Below are 15,987 nucleotides of genomic sequence, written 5' to 3' on the forward strand. Positions count from 1 at the left end.
TCGTCTTCTCCTTTGTCCCGACGCTTCGACGTGCCGACCCCAGTGGTCAGGTCCGATCACCCTAGGTTCGCCTGACGCGTCAGGATATCCCCGGATGGAGCAATCCCATTACTCTGTTCGCGCTAACAAATCACGCAGAGTGCAAGTTGCAGGTTTTAGCTCAGACTAAATCTCTGGTTCGGGACGGTGGTGACGGCAATGCTTTCGGCATGACCTCGACGTACACCTTCGAAGACGGCCTTTCCGTGCACCGCTTGGGTTTCGGTGCGATGCGGCTGACCGGATGGGACCACGTGAAGGACGGCGCCAAGGCTGTCGCGCGCCGCGCGGCCGACCTCGGCGTGACGTTCTTCGACACCGCCGACGCCTACGACCTGGGCCTGAACGAGGAGCTGCTCGCCGAGGCGCTCCACCCGTACCCGGGGCTGCTCGTCGCGACCAAGTGCGGGCACGCGCGCCCGAGCCGCGGCGAGTGGGTCCCGCTCGGCCGGCCCGAATACCTCCGGCAGCAGGCGGAACTTTCGTTGCGGCGCCTGCGCGTCGACCGTCTCGAGCTGCTGCAGCTGCACCGCCTCGACCCGCAGGTGCCGCTCGCCGACCAGATCGGCGCGCTCGCCCGGCTGCGGGACGAGGGCAAGGTCGCCCGGATCGGGCTGTCCGAAGTCACCGTCGCGCAGCTGGCCGAGGCGCGGGCGATCGCACCGATCGCGAGCGTCCAGAACCGCTACCACCTGACCGACCGCGCTTCCGACGACGTACTCGGCTATTGCGAGCGCGAAGGCATCGCGTTCGTCCCGTGGCTCCCGATCGCCCGGGGTGACCACGCCACGGCGGGCGGCGTGCTCGCCAAGGTCGCGGCCGACATCGGCGCGACACCCGCCCAGGTGTCCCTCGCCTGGTTGCTGCGCCGTTCGCCGGTGGTGATCCCGATCCCGGGGACGTCGTCGATCGCGCACCTGGAAGAAAACTGTGCGGCCGCGGAAATCGGGCTTTCGGACGCCGAATTCGAGCGGCTGACCGCACTGCGGTGAAACGGGCCGGCCGCGGATTCCCCGCGGCCGGGCCCGTTCAGGCGCGCGCCAACGAGAGCGTCTCGCCCTCGACACCTCGCAGCCACAGGTCCTGCGCGGCCGCCGCCATCTCGGCCAGGCCCTCCTCGATCGTGGCGAACACGTTGCCGGGCACCCAGCCCGCGTCGCCGTTGATCAGCAGGTTGTTGCGGCCGTAGAAGATTGCCAGGTCGGTTGCGCCCTGATCGCCGTGTGCCTCGCTGTCCTGGTCGTAGCCGTATGCCGGATTGCCGATTTCCCAAGCCTCGAAACTGAAGTACACGACGTCGCCGGGAATCGGCGTGATCGTCGGATTTTCCCGGCCCGGCTTGGGTTCCGCGAACGGCGGCACGAGCGTGTAGACCTCGTTGCGCGCGTACTTCGCGTGGTAGGCCGAACCGCTCTGCGGCAACGCGTCCCAGACCGCCTTGCAGGTCCGGGGTGCCTCGTCGTCCAGCAGCCGGGCGCGGCAGGAGACGCCGCGCTTGTCGAGGGTGATCGTGATGTACCGGGCCATGCTCAGCTCCCCGTGACGGACGCGACGACCTCGCCCCAGATGCGCAGCGCGTCGTCGACCTGCTCGGCGGTGACGATGAGCGGCGGCACCATGCGGACGACGTTCATGTACGGCCCGCAGGTGAGCAGCAGCAGGCCGTTCTTCGACGCCGTCTGCTGCGCGGCGGCCGCGGTGGCCGTGTCCGGTTCGCCGTCGGCGGTGGTGAATTCCGAGCCGACCAGCAGCCCGAGCCCGCGCACCTCGCCGATCGACGGCGTCTTGTCCGCGATCACCCGCGCGCCCTCGATGAGCTGGCGGCCGCGTTCGGCGGCGTTCTCGACCAGGTTCTCCTGCTGGATGACTTCGAGCGTGGCGATCGCCGCGGCGCACGAAACGGCGTTGCCCCCGTACGTCCCGCCCTGCGATCCCGGGAACGCCTTCGCCATCAGCTCCTGCGAAGCGGCGATGCCGGACAGCGGGAAGCCGCTCGCCAGGCCCTTCGCGATGAGGACGATGTCGGGGGAGACGTCGAAGTGGTCGTGCCCCCAGAACTTCCCGGTGCGGCCGAAACCGGTCTGGATCTCGTCGACGACGAGCAGGATGCCGTGCCGGTCGGCGCGCTCGCGCAGCCCGGCCAGGAACTCGGTGTTCGCCGGGACGTACCCGCCCTCGCCCAGTACCGGCTCGACGAAGAACGCGGCGGTCTCGCTCGGCGCGCAGACGGTCTGGAAGAGGTAGTCCAGCTCGCGCAGCGCGAACTTCGTCGCCGTCCGCTCGTCCCAGCCGTAGTGGTAGGCGTACGGGAACGGCGCGACGTGCACCCCCGCCATCAGCGGGCCGATGCCGGCGCTGAACCGCGTCCCGGACGTCGTCATGGACGCGGCGGCGACGGTCCGGCCGTGGAAGCCGCCCTGGAAGACGATGACGTTCGGGCGTTTCGTCGCCTGCCGTGAAAGCCGCAACGCCGCTTCGACGGCTTCACTGCCCGAGTTCGCGTAGAACAGCGAGTCGAGCCCGCTCGGCAGGACGCCGCCGAGGCGCTCGGTCAGCTCGAGGAGCGGCTGGTGCATGACCGTCGTGTACTGGCCGTGGACGAGCTTGCCGATCTGCTCCTGCGCGGCCCGCACGACGCGGGGGTGGCAGTGCCCGGTGCTCGTGACGCCGATGCCGGCGGTGAAGTCGAGGTGGCGTTTGCCCTCGACGTCGTAGAGGTAAACCCCTTCACCGTGGTCGACCACGACGGGCGTTGCCTGCTTGAGCAGCGGAGAGAGCTGGGCCACAGCGTGCTCCTCGGTCGGTCCGATCTGGTTGTCGATTGTTGACAATATCCATAGCATGGCCTTCGGGACAACACGTGAGGAGCAAGTCGGGATGAGCGCGAGCACCGAGTCCGGCGTCGTCGAGGCGGTCGGCAAGGAACTGTTCATCGGCGGCAAGTGGGTCGCCGCGCAGGACGGGAAGACGTTCCCGGTGGTCGACCCGGCCACCGGCAAACAGCTGTGCCACGTCGCCGACGCCTCGCCGTCGGACGGCGTCGCGGCGCTCGACGCGGCCGTCGCGGCGCAGGCCGATTTCGCGAAGATGGCACCCCGGGAACGCGGCGAGATCCTGCGGCGTGCCTACGAGCTGCTGATGCAGCGCCAGGAGGAGCTGGCGCTGCTGATGACGCTGGAGATGGGCAAGCCGCTCGCCGAGTCGAAGGGCGAGATCGCCTACGCGGCGGAGTTCTTCCGCTGGTTCGCCGAGGAGGCCGTCCGCATCGGCGGCGGCTACGCGACCGCCCCGAACGGCGCTGGCCGGTTCCTGATCACCAAGCAGCCGGTCGGGCCGACGCTGCTGATCACACCGTGGAACTTCCCGATGGCGATGGGGACGCGCAAGATCGGCCCGGCGATCGCCGCCGGCTGCACGTCGGTGATCAAGCCCGCCGCGCAGACGCCGCTGTCGATGCTCGCGCTGGCCGGCATCCTTGCCGAGGCGGGCCTGCCCGAGGGCGTGCTCAACGTCGTCACGACCAGCGACTCCGGCGGCGTGATGGAGCCGCTGATCCGCGACGGCCGCGCCCGCAAGCTTTCCTTCACCGGCTCCACCGGCGTCGGCCGAAAGCTCTTGGAGCAGTGCGCCGACAAGGTCCTGCGGACGTCGATGGAGCTGGGCGGCAACGCGCCCTTCCTGGTCTTCGACGACGCGGACATGGACGCCGCCATCGACGGCGCGATGCAGGCGAAGATGCGCAACATCGGCGAGGCGTGCACCGCGGCGAACCGGTTCTACGTGCAGCGCGGCGTCGCCGAGGAGTTCGCGCGGCGGCTCACGGAGCGTATGCAGGCGCTGCCGATGGGCCGCGGCACCGAGAAGGACGTCGTGGTCGGCCCGCTGATCGACGACAAGGCCGTCGACAAGGTGACGGAGCTGGTCAAGGACGCCACCGACCGCGGCGCTCGGATCCTCACCGGCGGGTCGGCCGTCGACGGGCCGGGGCACTTCTACCCGGCCACCGTGCTCGCCGACGTCCCCCAGGAGGCGCGGCTGACGCACGAGGAGATCTTCGGGCCGGTCGCCCCGATCACGCCGTTCGACACCGAGGACGAGGCGGTGGCGAAGGCGAACGACACCGAGTTCGGCCTGGTTTCCTACGTCTTCACCAGCGATCTCAAGCGTGCGCTGCGGGTTTCGGAGGCCCTCGAAGCCGGGATGATCGGGCTCAACCAGGGCATCGTTTCGAACCCGGCGGCGCCGTTCGGCGGGATCAAGCAGTCCGGGCTCGGCCGGGAAGGCGGCTCGGTCGGCATCGAAGAGTTCCTGGAGATCAAGTACATCGCGGTGGCCCTGTGAGCTCCTACCGCTTGGCGAGCATCCCGGGCGACGGGATCGGCGTGGACGTCACGATCGAGGCCCGCAAGGTTCTCGACCGGGCCTCCGCGCTGTTCGATTTCTCCTTGGCGTGGACCGAGTTCGACTGGAGCTGCGAGCGGTACGCCCGGGTCGGCGCGATGATGCCGGACGACGGCGTCGCGCAGCTGTCGGCGTTCGACGGGATCCTGCTCGGCGCGGTCGGCTTCCCGGGCGTCCCGGACCACGTTTCCCTGTGGGGCCTGCTGATTCCGCTGCGGCGGGCGTTCCAGCAGTACGTCAACCTGCGGCCGGTGCGGCTGCTTCCGGGCACGACGTCCGTGCTGGCCGGGCGGAAGGCCGAGGAGCTGGAGCTGGTCATCGTCCGCGAGAACTCCGAAGGGGAGTACTCGGCGATCGGCGGGCGGCACAACGCCGGCCGTCCCGACGAATTCGTGCTGCAGGAGTCGGTTTTCACGCGAGTCGGCGTCACGCGGATCATCCGGTACGCGTTCGAACTGGCGCGGACGCGGTCGTTGCGAGTCTGCTCGGCGACGAAGTCCAACGGCCTGATCCACTCGATGCCGTTCTGGGACGAGATCTTCGCCGAGGTCGCGGCGGAGTTCCCGGACGTCCACAGTGAACAGATGCACGTCGATGCGCTGGCCGCGCGGATGGTCCAGGCGCCGGACCGGCTCGACATCGTGGTGGCGTCGAACCTCTTCGGCGACATCCTGAGCGACCTCGCGGCCGCGATCACCGGCGGCCTCGGTATGGCACCGTCCGGCAACATCAACCCATCGGGTGAACTCCCGTCGATGTTCGAGGCGGTCCACGGCAGCGCTCCGGACATCGCGGGGCAGGGGATCGCCAACCCCGTGGCGCAGATCCTGGCGGCCGCAATGTTGGTCGAACACCTGGGTGAAACCGTTGCGGCGCAAGCGATCCGCGCCGCGGTCGACCGCGTGCTCGACGAGGGCCGGGTGCGCACGCCCGACCTCGGCGGCACGGATACCACAGAACGGCTCGGCACGGCGGTGGCCGAAGCGCTGGGCTGAGTTTTTGTCGGTGCCCTCCGGCACGGTGGATCCCGAGCCCACCGAGGGGGAGGAGTCACCGATGTGCTTCGAGTGCGAGAACCGGGACAGATCCGGTTACCTGGAACGGCTTCGCGGCGGCGTGGCCGCCCGGGGCTGGCTGGTGCAGGGAGTGGAGGGAACCGGGCCGTACCCGCCGTGGGCCTACACGATCGGCCTGAGCGGGTACGGCTTGCCGGAGCTGGTCGTGACGGGCCTGCCGATCCTCGCGGCCGGCAGCCTGTTGAACTCCCTGGCTTCCCACGTGCTGCACGGCCCACCCCCGGCGGCGGGCGACCACCTCCCCTTGGCCGACGGCCGGCTGGTCGAGGTCGTCGAGCTCACGGAGCCGTCGGTGCACCTGGTGTTCGCGGCGGCGTTGTACGGCCCGGAAATCCGCGCGCTGCAACTGGTCCACGCGGACGCCCGCGGCCGCTTCCCCTGGTCCCCCGACTACCGCGACGGCCGCGCCGGCCAGCCGGTCCTGGGACCCCGCCATGCCCACTGACCCCCAGTCCCGAGTGCCGTCCATCCAAGTACGCGTGTCGTCCACCTGGGCACGCGAGTCGACTCTCCAATCACGCGAGTCGACTCTCCAATCACGGGTGTCGACTCTCCAATCACGGGTGTCGGCCCTGCAATCACGCGTTTCCGGGCACCGGTGGGGCTTCCCCGTCCGTCAGGCTCGTGCCCGGCGCGAGCCGCTGCACCGCGTCCTCCATGTGGGCGTCGAGCAGCGCCAGCGCCGTCTCCTCGTCGCCGTCGCGCAGGGCCTGGATCAGCTTCGTGTGCTCCTCCACGCGCTCCTCGACCCGCTGGTACGTGCTCTGCAGGGCCGTCAGGCACATCCGGGTCTCGATCAGCAGCGTCCGGGCCATCCGCACCAGCCGCTTGCTGCCGGAGGCGTTGATCAGCGCCTCGTGGAACTTCAGGTCCGCCGTGGAGAGCGCGCCGGGGTCGTCCTCGCTCGCCGCGGTCGCCATCTCGGCGACGGTCTGTTCGAGGACGTCCGCGATCCGGTCGCGGGAGCCGCCGCGCAGGGCGCGCAGCATGGCGGCTCGCTCGATCGCCGACCTGGCCGCGTAGATGTCGTAGACGTCGCCCGGCTCGAGGTCGATCACGAACAGCCCGCGGTGCCGTTCGCTGCGCAGCAGCCCTTCGGACACCAGGTGCTGCATGGCTTCCCGGAGCGGCCCCCGTGACACCTGGAACCGCGCGGCCAGCTCGGTCTCGCCGAGCTGGGTCCCGGGTGGGAGGGAGCCCGTCATGATCGCGTCACGCAGCTGGCGCGCGATGACGGCGGCCGTCGACTCGCGGCTCACCGGCTCGATCTCGGGCAGCATGCCCGGTGGCAGGGCCATCTCAGGCGCTCCCGTCCGGCAGGTGCCGGAAGAGCGCGCCGAGCGAGCGGACGAGCCGGTGCCGGCCGGTCAGGCGCAGGCCCTCCCAGACCGTCACCTGGTTGGCGGTCAGCACGGGCTTGCCGAGGGCGGCCTCCATGGCGTTGATCTCGCCGAGGGTGCGCATGGCGGTGTCCGGCACGAGCACCGCTTCGGCGTCCGGGTGGTCGTGGCGCACGGCGAGCTCGACGACGGCTTCCGGGCTCATCGTGCCCACTTCGGCCGCCGTGACGATGTCGGCGCTGGCCATCGAGACGACCTCGATGCCGCCGGCCTTGAGGAAGTCCGCGAACAGCCGGGCGATGTCGTCGGGGTAGCTGGCGGCGACGGCGACCCGCTTGACGTCCAGCGCACGCGCGGCGTGCACGAACGCGAAGGAGGTGCTGGAAGCCGGGACTCCGGCGACGGCGGCGAGGCGGTCGGCCTGGTCGCGGGCGCCATCCCAGCCGTAGACGAAGCTGCCGCTGGTGCAGGCCCAGATGACGGCGGCGGGCTCGTGCTTGGCGAGGAGGGCGGCGCCGTCGGCGAGGCGGGCCTCGCTGCCGAGGTCCAGCAGCTCGGCCACCGCGTGCTTGTCGGTGCCGTAGATGTGCTCGACCGCCAGCCGGATGTCGCCTTCGTCGACGGCCATGCCGCCGAGCAGCTGCTCGGCCAGCGGGTAGTCGTCTTCGGCCGCGTGGTCGGGGTAGATGAAGCCGATGGTGGTCACGGAACCTCCGGAGGGGACGTAAATTGTCGACAATCCTAGAGGGGAGGTCAAGGAAAACCTTTCACGACACGTCACGGAGCCACCGTCCGGGTCCGACGATGGGAAGGTGCATCCGGCGCAGGCAGGCCCACATCGTCAGCTGGTTGGCGGTGAGCACCGGCTTGCCGAGCGCGGTTTCGAGGGGTTCGATCAGGTCGTAGGTGGGGAGGTTGGTGCAGCTGACGAAGATGGCTTCGGCGTCGCCGTGGTCGGCGGCGAGGATGCGCTCGGCGATGGTCCGGTAGCTGACCTTCCAGATGCCGCCGCCGAGGCCGAGGTGGTCGCTGGCGACGGTCGTGACGTCCAGCTCGGCGAGGAAGTCGTGCAGGGCGCTGGTCAGGTCGGCGTCGTACGGCGTGAGCACCGAGACGCGGTGGAGGTCGAGCTGGTGCAGCACTTCGGCCAGCGCGCCCGAGGTGGTGACGGCGTCCGGCGCGCCGGCGTCGCAGATCGCCTTGGTCAGCGAACGCTCGTAGTCGACCCCGTTGACGAAGCTGCCCGACGTGCAGAGGTAGGCGACGACCTCGGGCTCGACGTGCAGCACGTCGCGGGTGGCGCTGGCCAGGTGGTGGCTGTCGCTGACCAGGCGGGCCATCTCCATGCTGACCGGCACGGGCTCGTACGGCGTGCGGGCGAGGTGGAGGGACACCTCCATCGGCACCCAGCGCCAGAGCTCGCGCTCCAGCGCGAGGTCGAACGGGGCGATCACGCCGATGCCGCGTTGCGCCAGCGGGCCGTCGAACGCCAGGAAGTCGAAATCCAAGGCTCAGCCTCCGGAATACGTCTGTGTTTGACACGTCCGGTGCTCCGGGGGTCGTTCCTCGGATTGTTGACAATCATACGAGTGACTTTTACCGTGTCAAACGTGATCGCCTCGGAACACCGGGAACTCCCCGTCCTGGCAGTGCTCTGCGGCGAGTCCCGCCCACCGGACATGCGTGCTGTCGAATCCGGGGCGGTCGTGCGTTACACGGACGCGGCGGGCCTTGCCGAAGCGTTGTCCGGAGCGGACGCCCTCTTCGTCTACGACTTCCTCTCCACGGCCGTCCCCGGCGCGTGGCACGCGGCCGACCGGCTGCGCTGGCTGCACATCGCCAGCGCGGGGGTCGACCCCGTGCTGTTCCCGGGGCTGCGGGAGAGCGACGTGGTCCTGACGAACTCGCGGGGCGTCTTCGACGACGCCATCGCGGAGTACGTGCTGGGCGTCGTACTCGCCTTCGCGAAGGACTTCGCGCGCTCGCACGACCTGCAGCGCGAGGGTCGCTGGCTGCACCGCGAAAGCGAGCGGATCGCGGAGCGCGAGGTGGTGGTCGTCGGCACCGGGCCGATCGGCCGGGCCATCGCGCGGCTGCTGCGCGCGGCCGGGATGCGGGTGCGCGGCGCCGGCCGTAGTGCGCGCACCGGTGACCCCGACTTCGGCGTGGTGCACGAGTCCGCGCGGCTGGCGGAGGTCCTGCCGCACGCCGACTACGTCGTCGCGGTCGCGCCGCTGACCGAGCACACCAAGGGCATGTTCGACGCGCGCGCGTTCGCCGCGATGAAGCCGTCGGCGCGGTTCGTCAATGTGGGCCGGGGCGAGCTGGTCGTCACCTCCGACCTGGTCGCGGCGCTCGAAGGCAAGACCATCGCCGGGGCCGCGCTCGACGTCTTCGACACCGAGCCGCTGCCGGCCGAAAGTCCGCTGTGGACCCTGCCCGACGTGCTGATCTCGCCGCACATGTCCGGGGACTTCGTCGGCTGGCGGACCACGCTGGTCGAGGTGTTCGCCGAAAACTTCCGTCGCTGGCGTGCCGGGGAGCCGCTGCGCAATGTCGTCGACAAGACGCTCGGCTACGTGCCGTCGGGGAACCAGGGAGCCGGATGAACGACAGGATGCTGACCGCCAGCGAGCTCGTCGCCGCCTACGCGACCGGCGAGCTTTCGCCGGTCGAGGCGACGCAGAGCGCGTTGCAGGCCATCGAAGCCCGGGACGGCGAGTGCAACGCTTTCTGCCTCGTCGACGCCGATCGCGCGCTGGAGCAGGCGAAGGCGTCCGAGGTCCGCTGGCGGGACGGTAACCCGATCGGCTGGCTCGACGGCGTGCCGTCGTCGATCAAGGACATGTTCCTCACTCAGGGCTGGCCGACCGTCCGAGGCTCGAAGAGCATCGACCCGGACCAGCCGTGGGACGTCGACAGCCCGGTCGCCGCGCGGATGCGCGAGGCCGGCCTGGTGCTGCTGGGCAAGACGACCACGCCCGAGATCGGCTGGAAGGGCGTCACCGACAGCCCGCTGTGCGGCATCACACGCAACCCGGCCGACCCGTCGAAGACGGCGGGCGGGTCGAGCGGCGGCAGCGCCGCGGCCGTCGCGGCCGGCATGGGCGAGCTGTCGGTCGGCACGGACGGCGGTGGCTCGGTGCGGATCCCGGCGTCGTTCTGCGGCATCGTCGGGCTCAAGCCCACCCACGGCCGGATCCCGCTCTACCCGGCGAGCCCGTTCGGCCCGCTCTCGCACGCCGGCCCGATGGCGCGCTCGGTGGACGACACCGCGCTGCTGCTGGACGTCCTCTCGCTGCCCGACCACCGCGACCCGGCCGCGCTGGCGCCGCCGGTGGGGTCGTTCCGCGAGGCCGTCCGGCGGGACGTGCGCGGGCTGATCGCCGCGTTCTCGCCGACGCTCGGCTACGTCGACGTCGACCCGGAGGTGGCCGCGATCGTCGCCGAAGCGGTCCGCGCGCTGGGGGACGCCGGCCTGCACGTCGAGGAGACCGATCCCGGGTTCGCCGATCCGAAGCCGGCGTTCGACGTCCTGTGGTCGTCGGGGGCGGCGAAGCTGCTGGACTCGTTCCCGCCCGGGTCCGAGAGCCGGACCGACCCCGGCCTGCGCCGGGTCTGGGAATCCGGCGAGAAGTGGACGGCGAGCGACTACCTCGACGCGACCGCCGAGCGGGCCGCGCTCGGCATCCGGATGGGCGAGTTCCACACGCGCTACGACGTGCTGATCACGCCGACCCTCCCGATCGCCGCGTTCGAGGCGGGGCACGACGTGCCGCCGGGCAGCGGGCTGGCCGAATGGCCGGAGTGGACGCCGTTCACCTACCCGTTCAACATGACCCAGCAGCCGGCGATCAGCGTGCCGGCCGGGCGCACGTCGGCGGGGCTGCCGGTCGGCCTGCAGATCGTCGGGCCGCGGCACTCGGACGACCTCGTGCTGGCCGTGGCGAAGCTGCTGGAGGAAGTGCGGCCCTGGGAGCCCTGACCACACGTGAGGGTGAAACCCGGACCGGAGCGGGGAAAGCTGTGCCACTGTCGGCCGGGTGAACGCTCAAGGCTGGCGGTACGAACGAGCCATCCCGACCGTCGACGCCGCCGGGGAGCCGACGCGGGTGGTCGTCGGCCTGATCGAACAGGGTGACCGGCTGGCCGCCGCGCTGCGGGTTGGTGACGGCAAGGCGGCGCTGGTCCCGCTGGAGACCGGCGGCGAGCTGCTGAAGGCGCTGCGCGAGACACTGGAGAGCTGGTGGCGGCTCGACGGTCACCGCGACCTGACGTCCGGACCCCGCGTGGGCCGCTAGCTTCCGCCCGAGCCGCCCGAGCCGCCCGAGCCGCCCGAGCCGACCGAGCCGACCGGTGCCCGGCGGACCAGCCCGCGCACCTGCGAGCTGCACAACACGAGCGCCGTCGCGCCGACGACCAGGGCGGCGCCGCCGAAGAGCGTCGCCGAGCGGCCGGTGTGTTCGGCCAGCGGGCCCGCGCTGATCTGGCCGAGCGGCATCGCGATGAACGAGCCGAGCATGTCGTAGGAGTAGACGCGGGCGAGCCTGTCGGGCGGGATGTTCTCCTGCAGCGACACGTCCCACGCGACGGAGAACTGTTCGATCGCGATGCCCGCGAGGAACATCGCGGCCAGCAGCGGAAGCAGGTACGGCGTCTGGCCGAGGGCGAGCATCGGCAGGGCGTCGACCATGATCAGCGCGACGCCGGCGAACAGCATCCGCCGCGGTTGCCAGTGGGCGGCCAGGACGCCGCCGAGCAGGGAGCCGGCGGTCTGCACGGCCAGCGCGAGCCCCCAGCCGGTGCGGCCGAAGGTGTCGTCGGCGACGAGCGGGCCGATCACCAGCAGCGCGCCCGCGTTCACGGCGTTGACGATCATGAACTGCAGCACCACGAGCCACACCCACGACCGGGCGCGGAACTCCCGCCACCCTTCGGCGAGCTCGGCGAGCGGGCGGCTGCCGGGAACGCGTTCACCGCGCGGCAGCCGGATCCGCCGGTAGGCCAGCGCGGCGGCGAGGAAGAGCAGCGAGTTCCCGGCGAGCGCCCACCCGGAGCCGGCGAAGGCGACGAGCACGCCGGCCAGCCCGGCCCCGGCGATGCGGCCGGTGTTGGAAAGCAGCCGGACCAGGGCGTTCGCCTGGGCGAGCAGCGGAGCGGGCACGGTCAACGGCGTGAGCGAGGCGGCCGCGGGCAGCGAGATGGCCGAGACGGCACCGTTGACGAACCCGAGCCCGGCCAGCAGGGGCACAGAGGCGAATCCACAAAGGACGCTGGCGGCGACGGCGGCCTGGGTGAGGGCGGCGGCGGTTTCGGTGCCCTGCAGGATCACCGACCGGGGAAGCCGGTCGGCCAGCATCCCGCCGAACAGCAGGAGAAGCACGTTGGCGATCGACCGGGCCCCGACGACGATCCCGAGATCGACGGCGGATCCGGTGAGGTCGACGACGGCGAAGGCCAAGGCGAAGGGAGCAACGGCGTTCCCGAAGTCGGCGAGGCTCCGGCCGGCGACTAGGGCGCGGAACCGGGTTTCCCGCAGCGGGGCGAGGAGTGGAGTGGTCACGGCAACGGCTCCGGAGCAAGAAGGCGAGTGGGATGCGCGGCGGCTGACGTCACGAATCCGCGCTCCCCAGCTCGAACAGGGCCAAGCTCGCGCTCACCCGTACCGTCCCCGGCGTCCGCGGTGGCTTCGCCGCGGCGTGCAGCTCCTCGCTCAATGCCGTCGCCTTCTCCAGCAGCCGCGCCCACAGCTCCGGGTCCACCCACAGCTCCGCGTCCGTCAACGACGCCGGGCGGTCGACCGCTCGCGAATCCGCGCGTCTCAGCAGCTCGTTCGCGATCGCCTTCGTCAGGAGCTTCTCCTCGCCCGGCGCGCGGGTAGTCAGGCGCTTGCCCGAGTCCGGCTGGTGGCGGTAGCGCTTGGCCCGGCCGCCGCGGATGTGGACCTCCTCGGCCACCTCCAGCAGGCCGGCGTCGTGCAGGCGGCGGATGTGGTAACTCACGTTCGCCTGTGTTTCGCCGAGTTCGCGGGCCGCTTCCGCCGCGCTCAGGGCCGTGCCCGTCAGCAACGACAGGATGCGCAGGCGCAGCGGGTGGGCCAGGACCCGGAGGTGGTCGTGGGGCATGTCCCCAGTCAACCACAACTGTCAAAGAGTTATTTGGGGGTCGTCAGAACGAGAACCGAGCGCCGTCCGGAGGCAGCGACGCGCCCGCGGCCAGTACCGCGGCGTGCTCGGCCGACGCCGGGTCGAGGACCGGGTTCGTGTTGTTCACGTGCGTGAACGCCCAGGGCCGCCCGGCCACCCGGGGCAGCGTCGCCGTGATCGGCAGGTGCCCCATCGCGAGCTGGTCCGGCCCGCCCACCCCGGCCATCTCGTCCGGCGCGTAGAACGTCCCGTCCAGCACCACGAGAGAAGCGTCCGCCACGAACGCGTCGAACCCGGTGGGCCAGCTCCGCAGGCACGGCGCGTACACGAGCACCCCGCCGGTCGCCGGGTCGGAGATCCGGTAGGCGACCACCCAGGGGCCGTCGGCGCCGGCCGAGGCGTACTTGGGCCGCTTGTCGCTCACCGGCAGCACGTCGACGCGCAACCCGGGAATGTCCACATCGGACGACCACGTCCAGCCGCCGTAGCCGTCCACGATGGCGCGGAACGGCGACAGCGCGGACAGGGCCGCCGGTGGCGCCCACACCGGGAGCCCGCCCGACTCGCGCAACATCAGCAGGCCCAGCGCGTGGTCGAGTTCGGCGTCCGTCAGCAGCACGCCCCGCAGCGGGATCTCGCGCGGCCCCGGCCCGGCCCGCAGCTCCGGCGTCCCGAGGATCTGCGCCCGGATGTCCGGCGAACAGTTCAGCAGGTACCAGCCGACGCCGTCCGCGCTGATCGCGACGCAGTCCTGCGAGCGCGGTTCCAGTCCCGCTACACAGTAGCGGCACGCGCAATTCCACTGTGGACACCCGCCGCCCGCCGCGGTGCCGAGCAGGATCACCTTCACCGGCGCATGACCAGATCGGTCTCCGGCGGACGGGTCAGGATCAGATCGACCACGCCGCGTTCAGGCGACCGCGAGCACACCGGGTCGGTCGCCGCGGCGTCACCGGTGAGCAGGAACGCCTGGCAGCGGCAGCCGCCGAAGTCGAGCCCGCGGCGGTCGCACGTGCGGCACGGCTCGGTCATCCACTCCTCGCCGCGGTAGGCGTTGAACGACGACGAGCGGTACCAGATCTCGGCCAGCGGTGTATCCCGAACGGACGACAGCGAAAGCGTCGAGATCGCCGACGCCGCCGGGCACGGCAGCACCGTCCCGTCCGGTGCCACGGTCAGTTGCCGCGCACCCCAGCCGTACATGCACGGCTTCGGGTACGGCTCGTGGTAGTCGGCCACGACGTAGACGATTTCCATCGTGCCCCGCAGGCGCGCGATCGCCGCCCGCACCAGTGGCTCCGCGGCCGCGAGCTGCGAGGCGGTCGGCATCAGCGCGTCCCGGTTGCGCAGCGCCCAGCCGTAGTACTGGGTGTTCGCCAGCTCCAGCCGGTCCGCGCCCATCCGCTCGGCCAGCTCGATGATCCCGGCGATCTGGTCGTGGTTGCGCCGGTGCAGCACCACGTTCAACGACAGCGGCAGCCCGGACTCCTTCACCAGCGCCGCCGCAACGAGCTTCCGGTCGTGCGCCTTCGCCCCGGCCAGCAGGTCGGCCCGCTCCCGGGTCGCGCCCTGCGCCGACAGCTGGACGTGCGCCAGCCCGCGCTCGACGAGGTCGCCGAGCCGCGAAGCCGTCAGGCCGAGCCCCGAAGTGACCAGGTTGACGTAGCAGCCGAGCCCGCTCGCGTGCGCGACCAGCTCGGGCAGGTCCGGCCGGAGCAACGGCTCGCCGCCGGACATGTGCACCTGCAGCACACCCAGTTCCCGCGCCTGGGACAGCACCGCCAGCCAGTCCGCAGTGGACAGTTCGGCGGCGCGAGAGGTCAGTTCCACCGGGTTCGAGCAATGAGGACAGTGCAGCGGGCAGCGGTGGGTCAGCTCGGCCAGCAGGCCCAGCGGCGGGCTCACGTCCATGCGACGACCCGCCGTTCGTTCAGCCGGGACAGCACGGAAAGGACGTCCTGCGCGAGCACGCCGGAGTAGCGCCGGGAAAGCGCCGCCGTGATCTCGGTGACGGACCGGGCGCCGTCGCAGAGCTCGAGCACCGCGGCCGCGGTGGCGTTCGGCACCAGGACGCCTTCGGGGAACAGCAGCACGTGTGTCTCCCGGACGTGGTCGAAGGACAGCCGCACGCCGCGGCGCAGCTGCGGGACGGACTCGGCGGTGATCACGCGGCCGCCCGCTCGATCGCGTCGAGCATCGACCACAGGACGTCGCATTTGAAGGCCAGCGCGGAGATCGCGCGGTCCTGCTGTTCGCGCGTGACGCAGTGGCGGACCACGATGTCGAGGGTGTCCTTGCCCTCGCCGGCGACCTTGTCGATCCGGTTGGTGAAGTAGGCGAGGTCGTCGGGGGCGATCCACGCATAATGAGCGAGCATGTCCGCCACCCGCTGCTGCATCAGGTGCCCGGCGAACATCTCGGTCAGTCCCGACGCGACGGCCTCCTGCCACGGTTTCGTCCGGGCGAAGGTCACGTAGGCGTCCACGGCGAACCGGACGCCGGGAGCGACGTGCCGTTCATCGAGAACCTCGTCGCGGTCCAGCCCGACCGCCGTGCAGAGCCGCAGCCAGCGTTCGATCCCGCCGGTGCCGGCGCTCACGCCGTCGTGGTAGACGATCCGGTCGAGCCACTGGCGGCGGATCTCCGGCACCGGGCAGTTGCTGATGATCGCCGCGTCCTTCTGGGGCAGCACGCACTGGTAGTACCAGCGGTTCGCCGCCCAGATCCGCAGCGCGCGCTCGTCGAGCTCGCCCGCGTGCAGCCGGCGGTGGAACGGGTGCGTTCCCCAGTACCGGCCGGAAAGTCCGCGCAGGGCGTCGATGAATGCGCTTTCCGGGAGTGGCTCGACCGGCATCGGTCAGTCCGCCATGCGGGCCGCGTAGGCGGTGACCTCCATCGGGGTTTCGTACTCGACGAAGTCCGGGGTCGTCCACTCCTCGGTCATGCCCTGCTCCTCTCTACGGGGGTGATCGTCGCCACCCTAGG

At 71.0% G+C, this 15,987-nt stretch carries 19 protein-coding genes; 7 read left to right on the forward strand and 12 right to left on the reverse strand.

Features of this window, described 5'->3' with window-relative positions; translation table 11 throughout:
* The first annotated feature begins 209 nt into the window (after positions 1 to 209).
* Positions 210 to 1,031, forward strand: a complete 822-nt coding sequence (locus ACLJQF_RS28285) for an aldo/keto reductase (protein ID WP_410613111.1) — start codon at positions 210 to 212, stop codon at positions 1,029 to 1,031.
* A 37-nt stretch (positions 1,032 to 1,068) separates the two neighbouring features.
* On the opposite strand, the gene ACLJQF_RS28290 is transcribed toward ACLJQF_RS28285, so the two are convergent.
* Complete coding sequence (locus tag ACLJQF_RS28290; RefSeq protein ID WP_410613113.1) at positions 1,069 to 1,566, reverse strand: DUF3830 family protein; 498 nt, start codon at positions 1,564 to 1,566, stop codon at positions 1,069 to 1,071.
* 2 nt (positions 1,567 to 1,568) lie between these two features.
* Positions 1,569 to 2,825, reverse strand: coding sequence for an aspartate aminotransferase family protein (locus ACLJQF_RS28295; protein WP_410613115.1), 1,257 nt, complete (start codon positions 2,823 to 2,825; stop codon positions 1,569 to 1,571).
* Positions 2,826 to 2,916: 91 nt separating this feature from the next.
* On the opposite strand from ACLJQF_RS28295, the gene ACLJQF_RS28300 reads away from it, so the two are divergent.
* The 3 genes from ACLJQF_RS28300 (at position 2,917) to ACLJQF_RS28310 (ending at position 5,961) form a co-directional block, all read left to right on the forward strand.
* Positions 2,917 to 4,380, forward strand: a complete 1,464-nt coding sequence (locus tag ACLJQF_RS28300) for an NAD-dependent succinate-semialdehyde dehydrogenase (protein ID WP_410613117.1) — start codon at positions 2,917 to 2,919, stop codon at positions 4,378 to 4,380.
* Positions 4,377 to 5,435 carry a tartrate dehydrogenase gene (locus tag ACLJQF_RS28305; protein WP_410613119.1) on the forward strand — a complete coding sequence of 353 codons (1,059 nt, stop codon included), beginning with the start codon at positions 4,377 to 4,379 and terminating at the stop codon, positions 5,433 to 5,435. The genes ACLJQF_RS28300 and ACLJQF_RS28305 overlap by 4 nt, the downstream gene beginning before the upstream one ends.
* Positions 5,436 to 5,496: 61 nt before the next feature.
* Positions 5,497 to 5,961, forward strand: a complete 465-nt coding sequence (locus ACLJQF_RS28310) for a DUF4262 domain-containing protein (RefSeq protein WP_410613121.1) — start codon at positions 5,497 to 5,499, stop codon at positions 5,959 to 5,961.
* Positions 5,962 to 6,094: 133 nt separating this feature from the next.
* On the opposite strand, the gene ACLJQF_RS28315 is transcribed toward ACLJQF_RS28310, so the two are convergent.
* The 3 genes from ACLJQF_RS28315 to ACLJQF_RS28325 form a co-directional block, all read right to left on the reverse strand.
* Complete coding sequence (locus ACLJQF_RS28315) at positions 6,095 to 6,814, reverse strand: GntR family transcriptional regulator (RefSeq protein WP_410613123.1); 720 nt, start codon at positions 6,812 to 6,814, stop codon at positions 6,095 to 6,097.
* A 1-nt stretch (position 6,815) separates the two neighbouring features.
* Positions 6,816 to 7,562, reverse strand: coding sequence for a maleate cis-trans isomerase (locus tag ACLJQF_RS28320; RefSeq protein ID WP_410613125.1), 747 nt, complete (start codon positions 7,560 to 7,562; stop codon positions 6,816 to 6,818).
* Positions 7,563 to 7,623: 61 nt separating this feature from the next.
* The gene (locus ACLJQF_RS28325) at positions 7,624 to 8,364 is read right to left on the reverse strand and encodes an Asp/Glu/hydantoin racemase (protein ID WP_410613127.1); all 741 of its coding nucleotides are present in this window, start codon (positions 8,362 to 8,364) and stop codon (positions 7,624 to 7,626) included.
* Between the two features lie 102 nt (positions 8,365 to 8,466).
* On the opposite strand from ACLJQF_RS28325, the gene ACLJQF_RS28330 reads away from it, so the two are divergent.
* From ACLJQF_RS28330 to ACLJQF_RS28340, 3 genes are read left to right on the forward strand one after another with little or no spacing between them, the layout of a single operon-like run.
* Positions 8,467 to 9,465 (forward strand): D-2-hydroxyacid dehydrogenase, encoded by a 999-nt coding sequence (locus ACLJQF_RS28330; RefSeq protein ID WP_410613129.1) that lies wholly within the window; start codon positions 8,467 to 8,469, stop codon positions 9,463 to 9,465.
* Positions 9,462 to 10,841 (forward strand): amidase, encoded by a 1,380-nt coding sequence (locus tag ACLJQF_RS28335; RefSeq protein ID WP_410613131.1) that lies wholly within the window; start codon positions 9,462 to 9,464, stop codon positions 10,839 to 10,841. Before ACLJQF_RS28330 ends, ACLJQF_RS28335 begins: the two co-directional genes overlap by 4 nt.
* A gap of 58 nt (positions 10,842 to 10,899) precedes the next feature.
* On the forward strand, positions 10,900 to 11,157 hold the full coding sequence (locus tag ACLJQF_RS28340; RefSeq protein ID WP_410613133.1) for a hypothetical protein: 258 nt from the start codon (positions 10,900 to 10,902) through the stop codon (positions 11,155 to 11,157).
* Here the strand turns inward: ACLJQF_RS28340 and ACLJQF_RS28345 are convergent.
* Genes ACLJQF_RS28345 through pqqA form a run of 7 tightly spaced genes read right to left on the reverse strand, consistent with a single transcriptional unit; the run spans position 11,154 to position 15,946 of the window.
* Positions 11,154 to 12,419: an MFS transporter gene (locus tag ACLJQF_RS28345; RefSeq protein ID WP_410613135.1), complete on the reverse strand. Its 1,266-nt coding sequence runs from the start codon at positions 12,417 to 12,419 to the stop codon at positions 11,154 to 11,156. The genes ACLJQF_RS28340 and ACLJQF_RS28345 overlap by 4 nt on opposite strands.
* Positions 12,420 to 12,468: 49 nt before the next feature.
* Positions 12,469 to 12,981: an ArsR/SmtB family transcription factor gene (locus ACLJQF_RS28350; RefSeq protein WP_410613137.1), complete on the reverse strand. Its 513-nt coding sequence runs from the start codon at positions 12,979 to 12,981 to the stop codon at positions 12,469 to 12,471.
* Positions 12,982 to 13,024: 43 nt separating this feature from the next.
* A complete protein-coding gene (gene pqqB, locus ACLJQF_RS28355) occupies positions 13,025 to 13,852 on the reverse strand; it encodes a pyrroloquinoline quinone biosynthesis protein PqqB (RefSeq protein WP_410613139.1) in 828 nt (275 codons plus the stop codon).
* Positions 13,849 to 14,913, reverse strand: a complete 1,065-nt coding sequence (pqqE, locus tag ACLJQF_RS28360; RefSeq protein WP_410613141.1) for a pyrroloquinoline quinone biosynthesis protein PqqE — start codon at positions 14,911 to 14,913, stop codon at positions 13,849 to 13,851. Before pqqE ends, pqqB begins: the two co-directional genes overlap by 4 nt.
* The gene (gene pqqD / locus ACLJQF_RS28365) at positions 14,904 to 15,170 is read right to left on the reverse strand and encodes a pyrroloquinoline quinone biosynthesis peptide chaperone PqqD (RefSeq protein WP_410613143.1); all 267 of its coding nucleotides are present in this window, start codon (positions 15,168 to 15,170) and stop codon (positions 14,904 to 14,906) included. Before pqqD ends, pqqE begins: the two co-directional genes overlap by 10 nt.
* Positions 15,167 to 15,856, reverse strand: a complete 690-nt coding sequence (gene pqqC, locus ACLJQF_RS28370; protein ID WP_410613145.1) for a pyrroloquinoline-quinone synthase PqqC — start codon at positions 15,854 to 15,856, stop codon at positions 15,167 to 15,169. Before pqqC ends, pqqD begins: the two co-directional genes overlap by 4 nt.
* 3 nt (positions 15,857 to 15,859) lie before the next feature.
* Positions 15,860 to 15,946, reverse strand: coding sequence for a pyrroloquinoline quinone precursor peptide PqqA (gene pqqA / locus ACLJQF_RS28375; RefSeq protein WP_043776987.1), 87 nt, complete (start codon positions 15,944 to 15,946; stop codon positions 15,860 to 15,862).
* Positions 15,947 to 15,987 lie beyond the last annotated feature (41 nt).

The sequence above is a fragment of the Amycolatopsis sp. lyj-109 genome (assembly GCF_046548995.1).
GTDB lineage: Bacteria > Actinomycetota > Actinomycetes > Mycobacteriales > Pseudonocardiaceae > Amycolatopsis.

What these genes read in the sequence shown, in the direction of transcription:
- ACLJQF_RS28285 (WP_410613111.1), top strand. Translation starts at nt 210, where the DNA reads ATGACCTCGACGTACACCTTCGAAGACGGCCTTTCCGTGCACCGCTTG.
- ACLJQF_RS28290 (WP_410613113.1), bottom strand. Translation starts at nt 1,566, where the DNA reads ATGGCCCGGTACATCACGATCACCCTCGACAAGCGCGGCGTCTCCTGC.
- ACLJQF_RS28300 (WP_410613117.1), top strand. Translation starts at nt 2,917, where the DNA reads ATGAGCGCGAGCACCGAGTCCGGCGTCGTCGAGGCGGTCGGCAAGGAA.
- ACLJQF_RS28310 (WP_410613121.1), top strand. Translation starts at nt 5,497, where the DNA reads ATGTGCTTCGAGTGCGAGAACCGGGACAGATCCGGTTACCTGGAACGG.
- ACLJQF_RS28315 (WP_410613123.1), bottom strand. Translation starts at nt 6,814, where the DNA reads ATGGCCCTGCCACCGGGCATGCTGCCCGAGATCGAGCCGGTGAGCCGC.
- ACLJQF_RS28335 (WP_410613131.1), top strand. Translation starts at nt 9,462, where the DNA reads ATGAACGACAGGATGCTGACCGCCAGCGAGCTCGTCGCCGCCTACGCG.
- ACLJQF_RS28350 (WP_410613137.1), bottom strand. Translation starts at nt 12,981, where the DNA reads ATGCCCCACGACCACCTCCGGGTCCTGGCCCACCCGCTGCGCCTGCGC.
- pqqE (WP_410613141.1), bottom strand. Translation starts at nt 14,913, where the DNA reads ATGGACGTGAGCCCGCCGCTGGGCCTGCTGGCCGAGCTGACCCACCGC.
- pqqC (WP_410613145.1), bottom strand. Translation starts at nt 15,856, where the DNA reads ATGCCGGTCGAGCCACTCCCGGAAAGCGCATTCATCGACGCCCTGCGC.
- pqqA (WP_043776987.1), bottom strand. Translation starts at nt 15,946, where the DNA reads ATGACCGAGGAGTGGACGACCCCGGACTTCGTCGAGTACGAAACCCCG.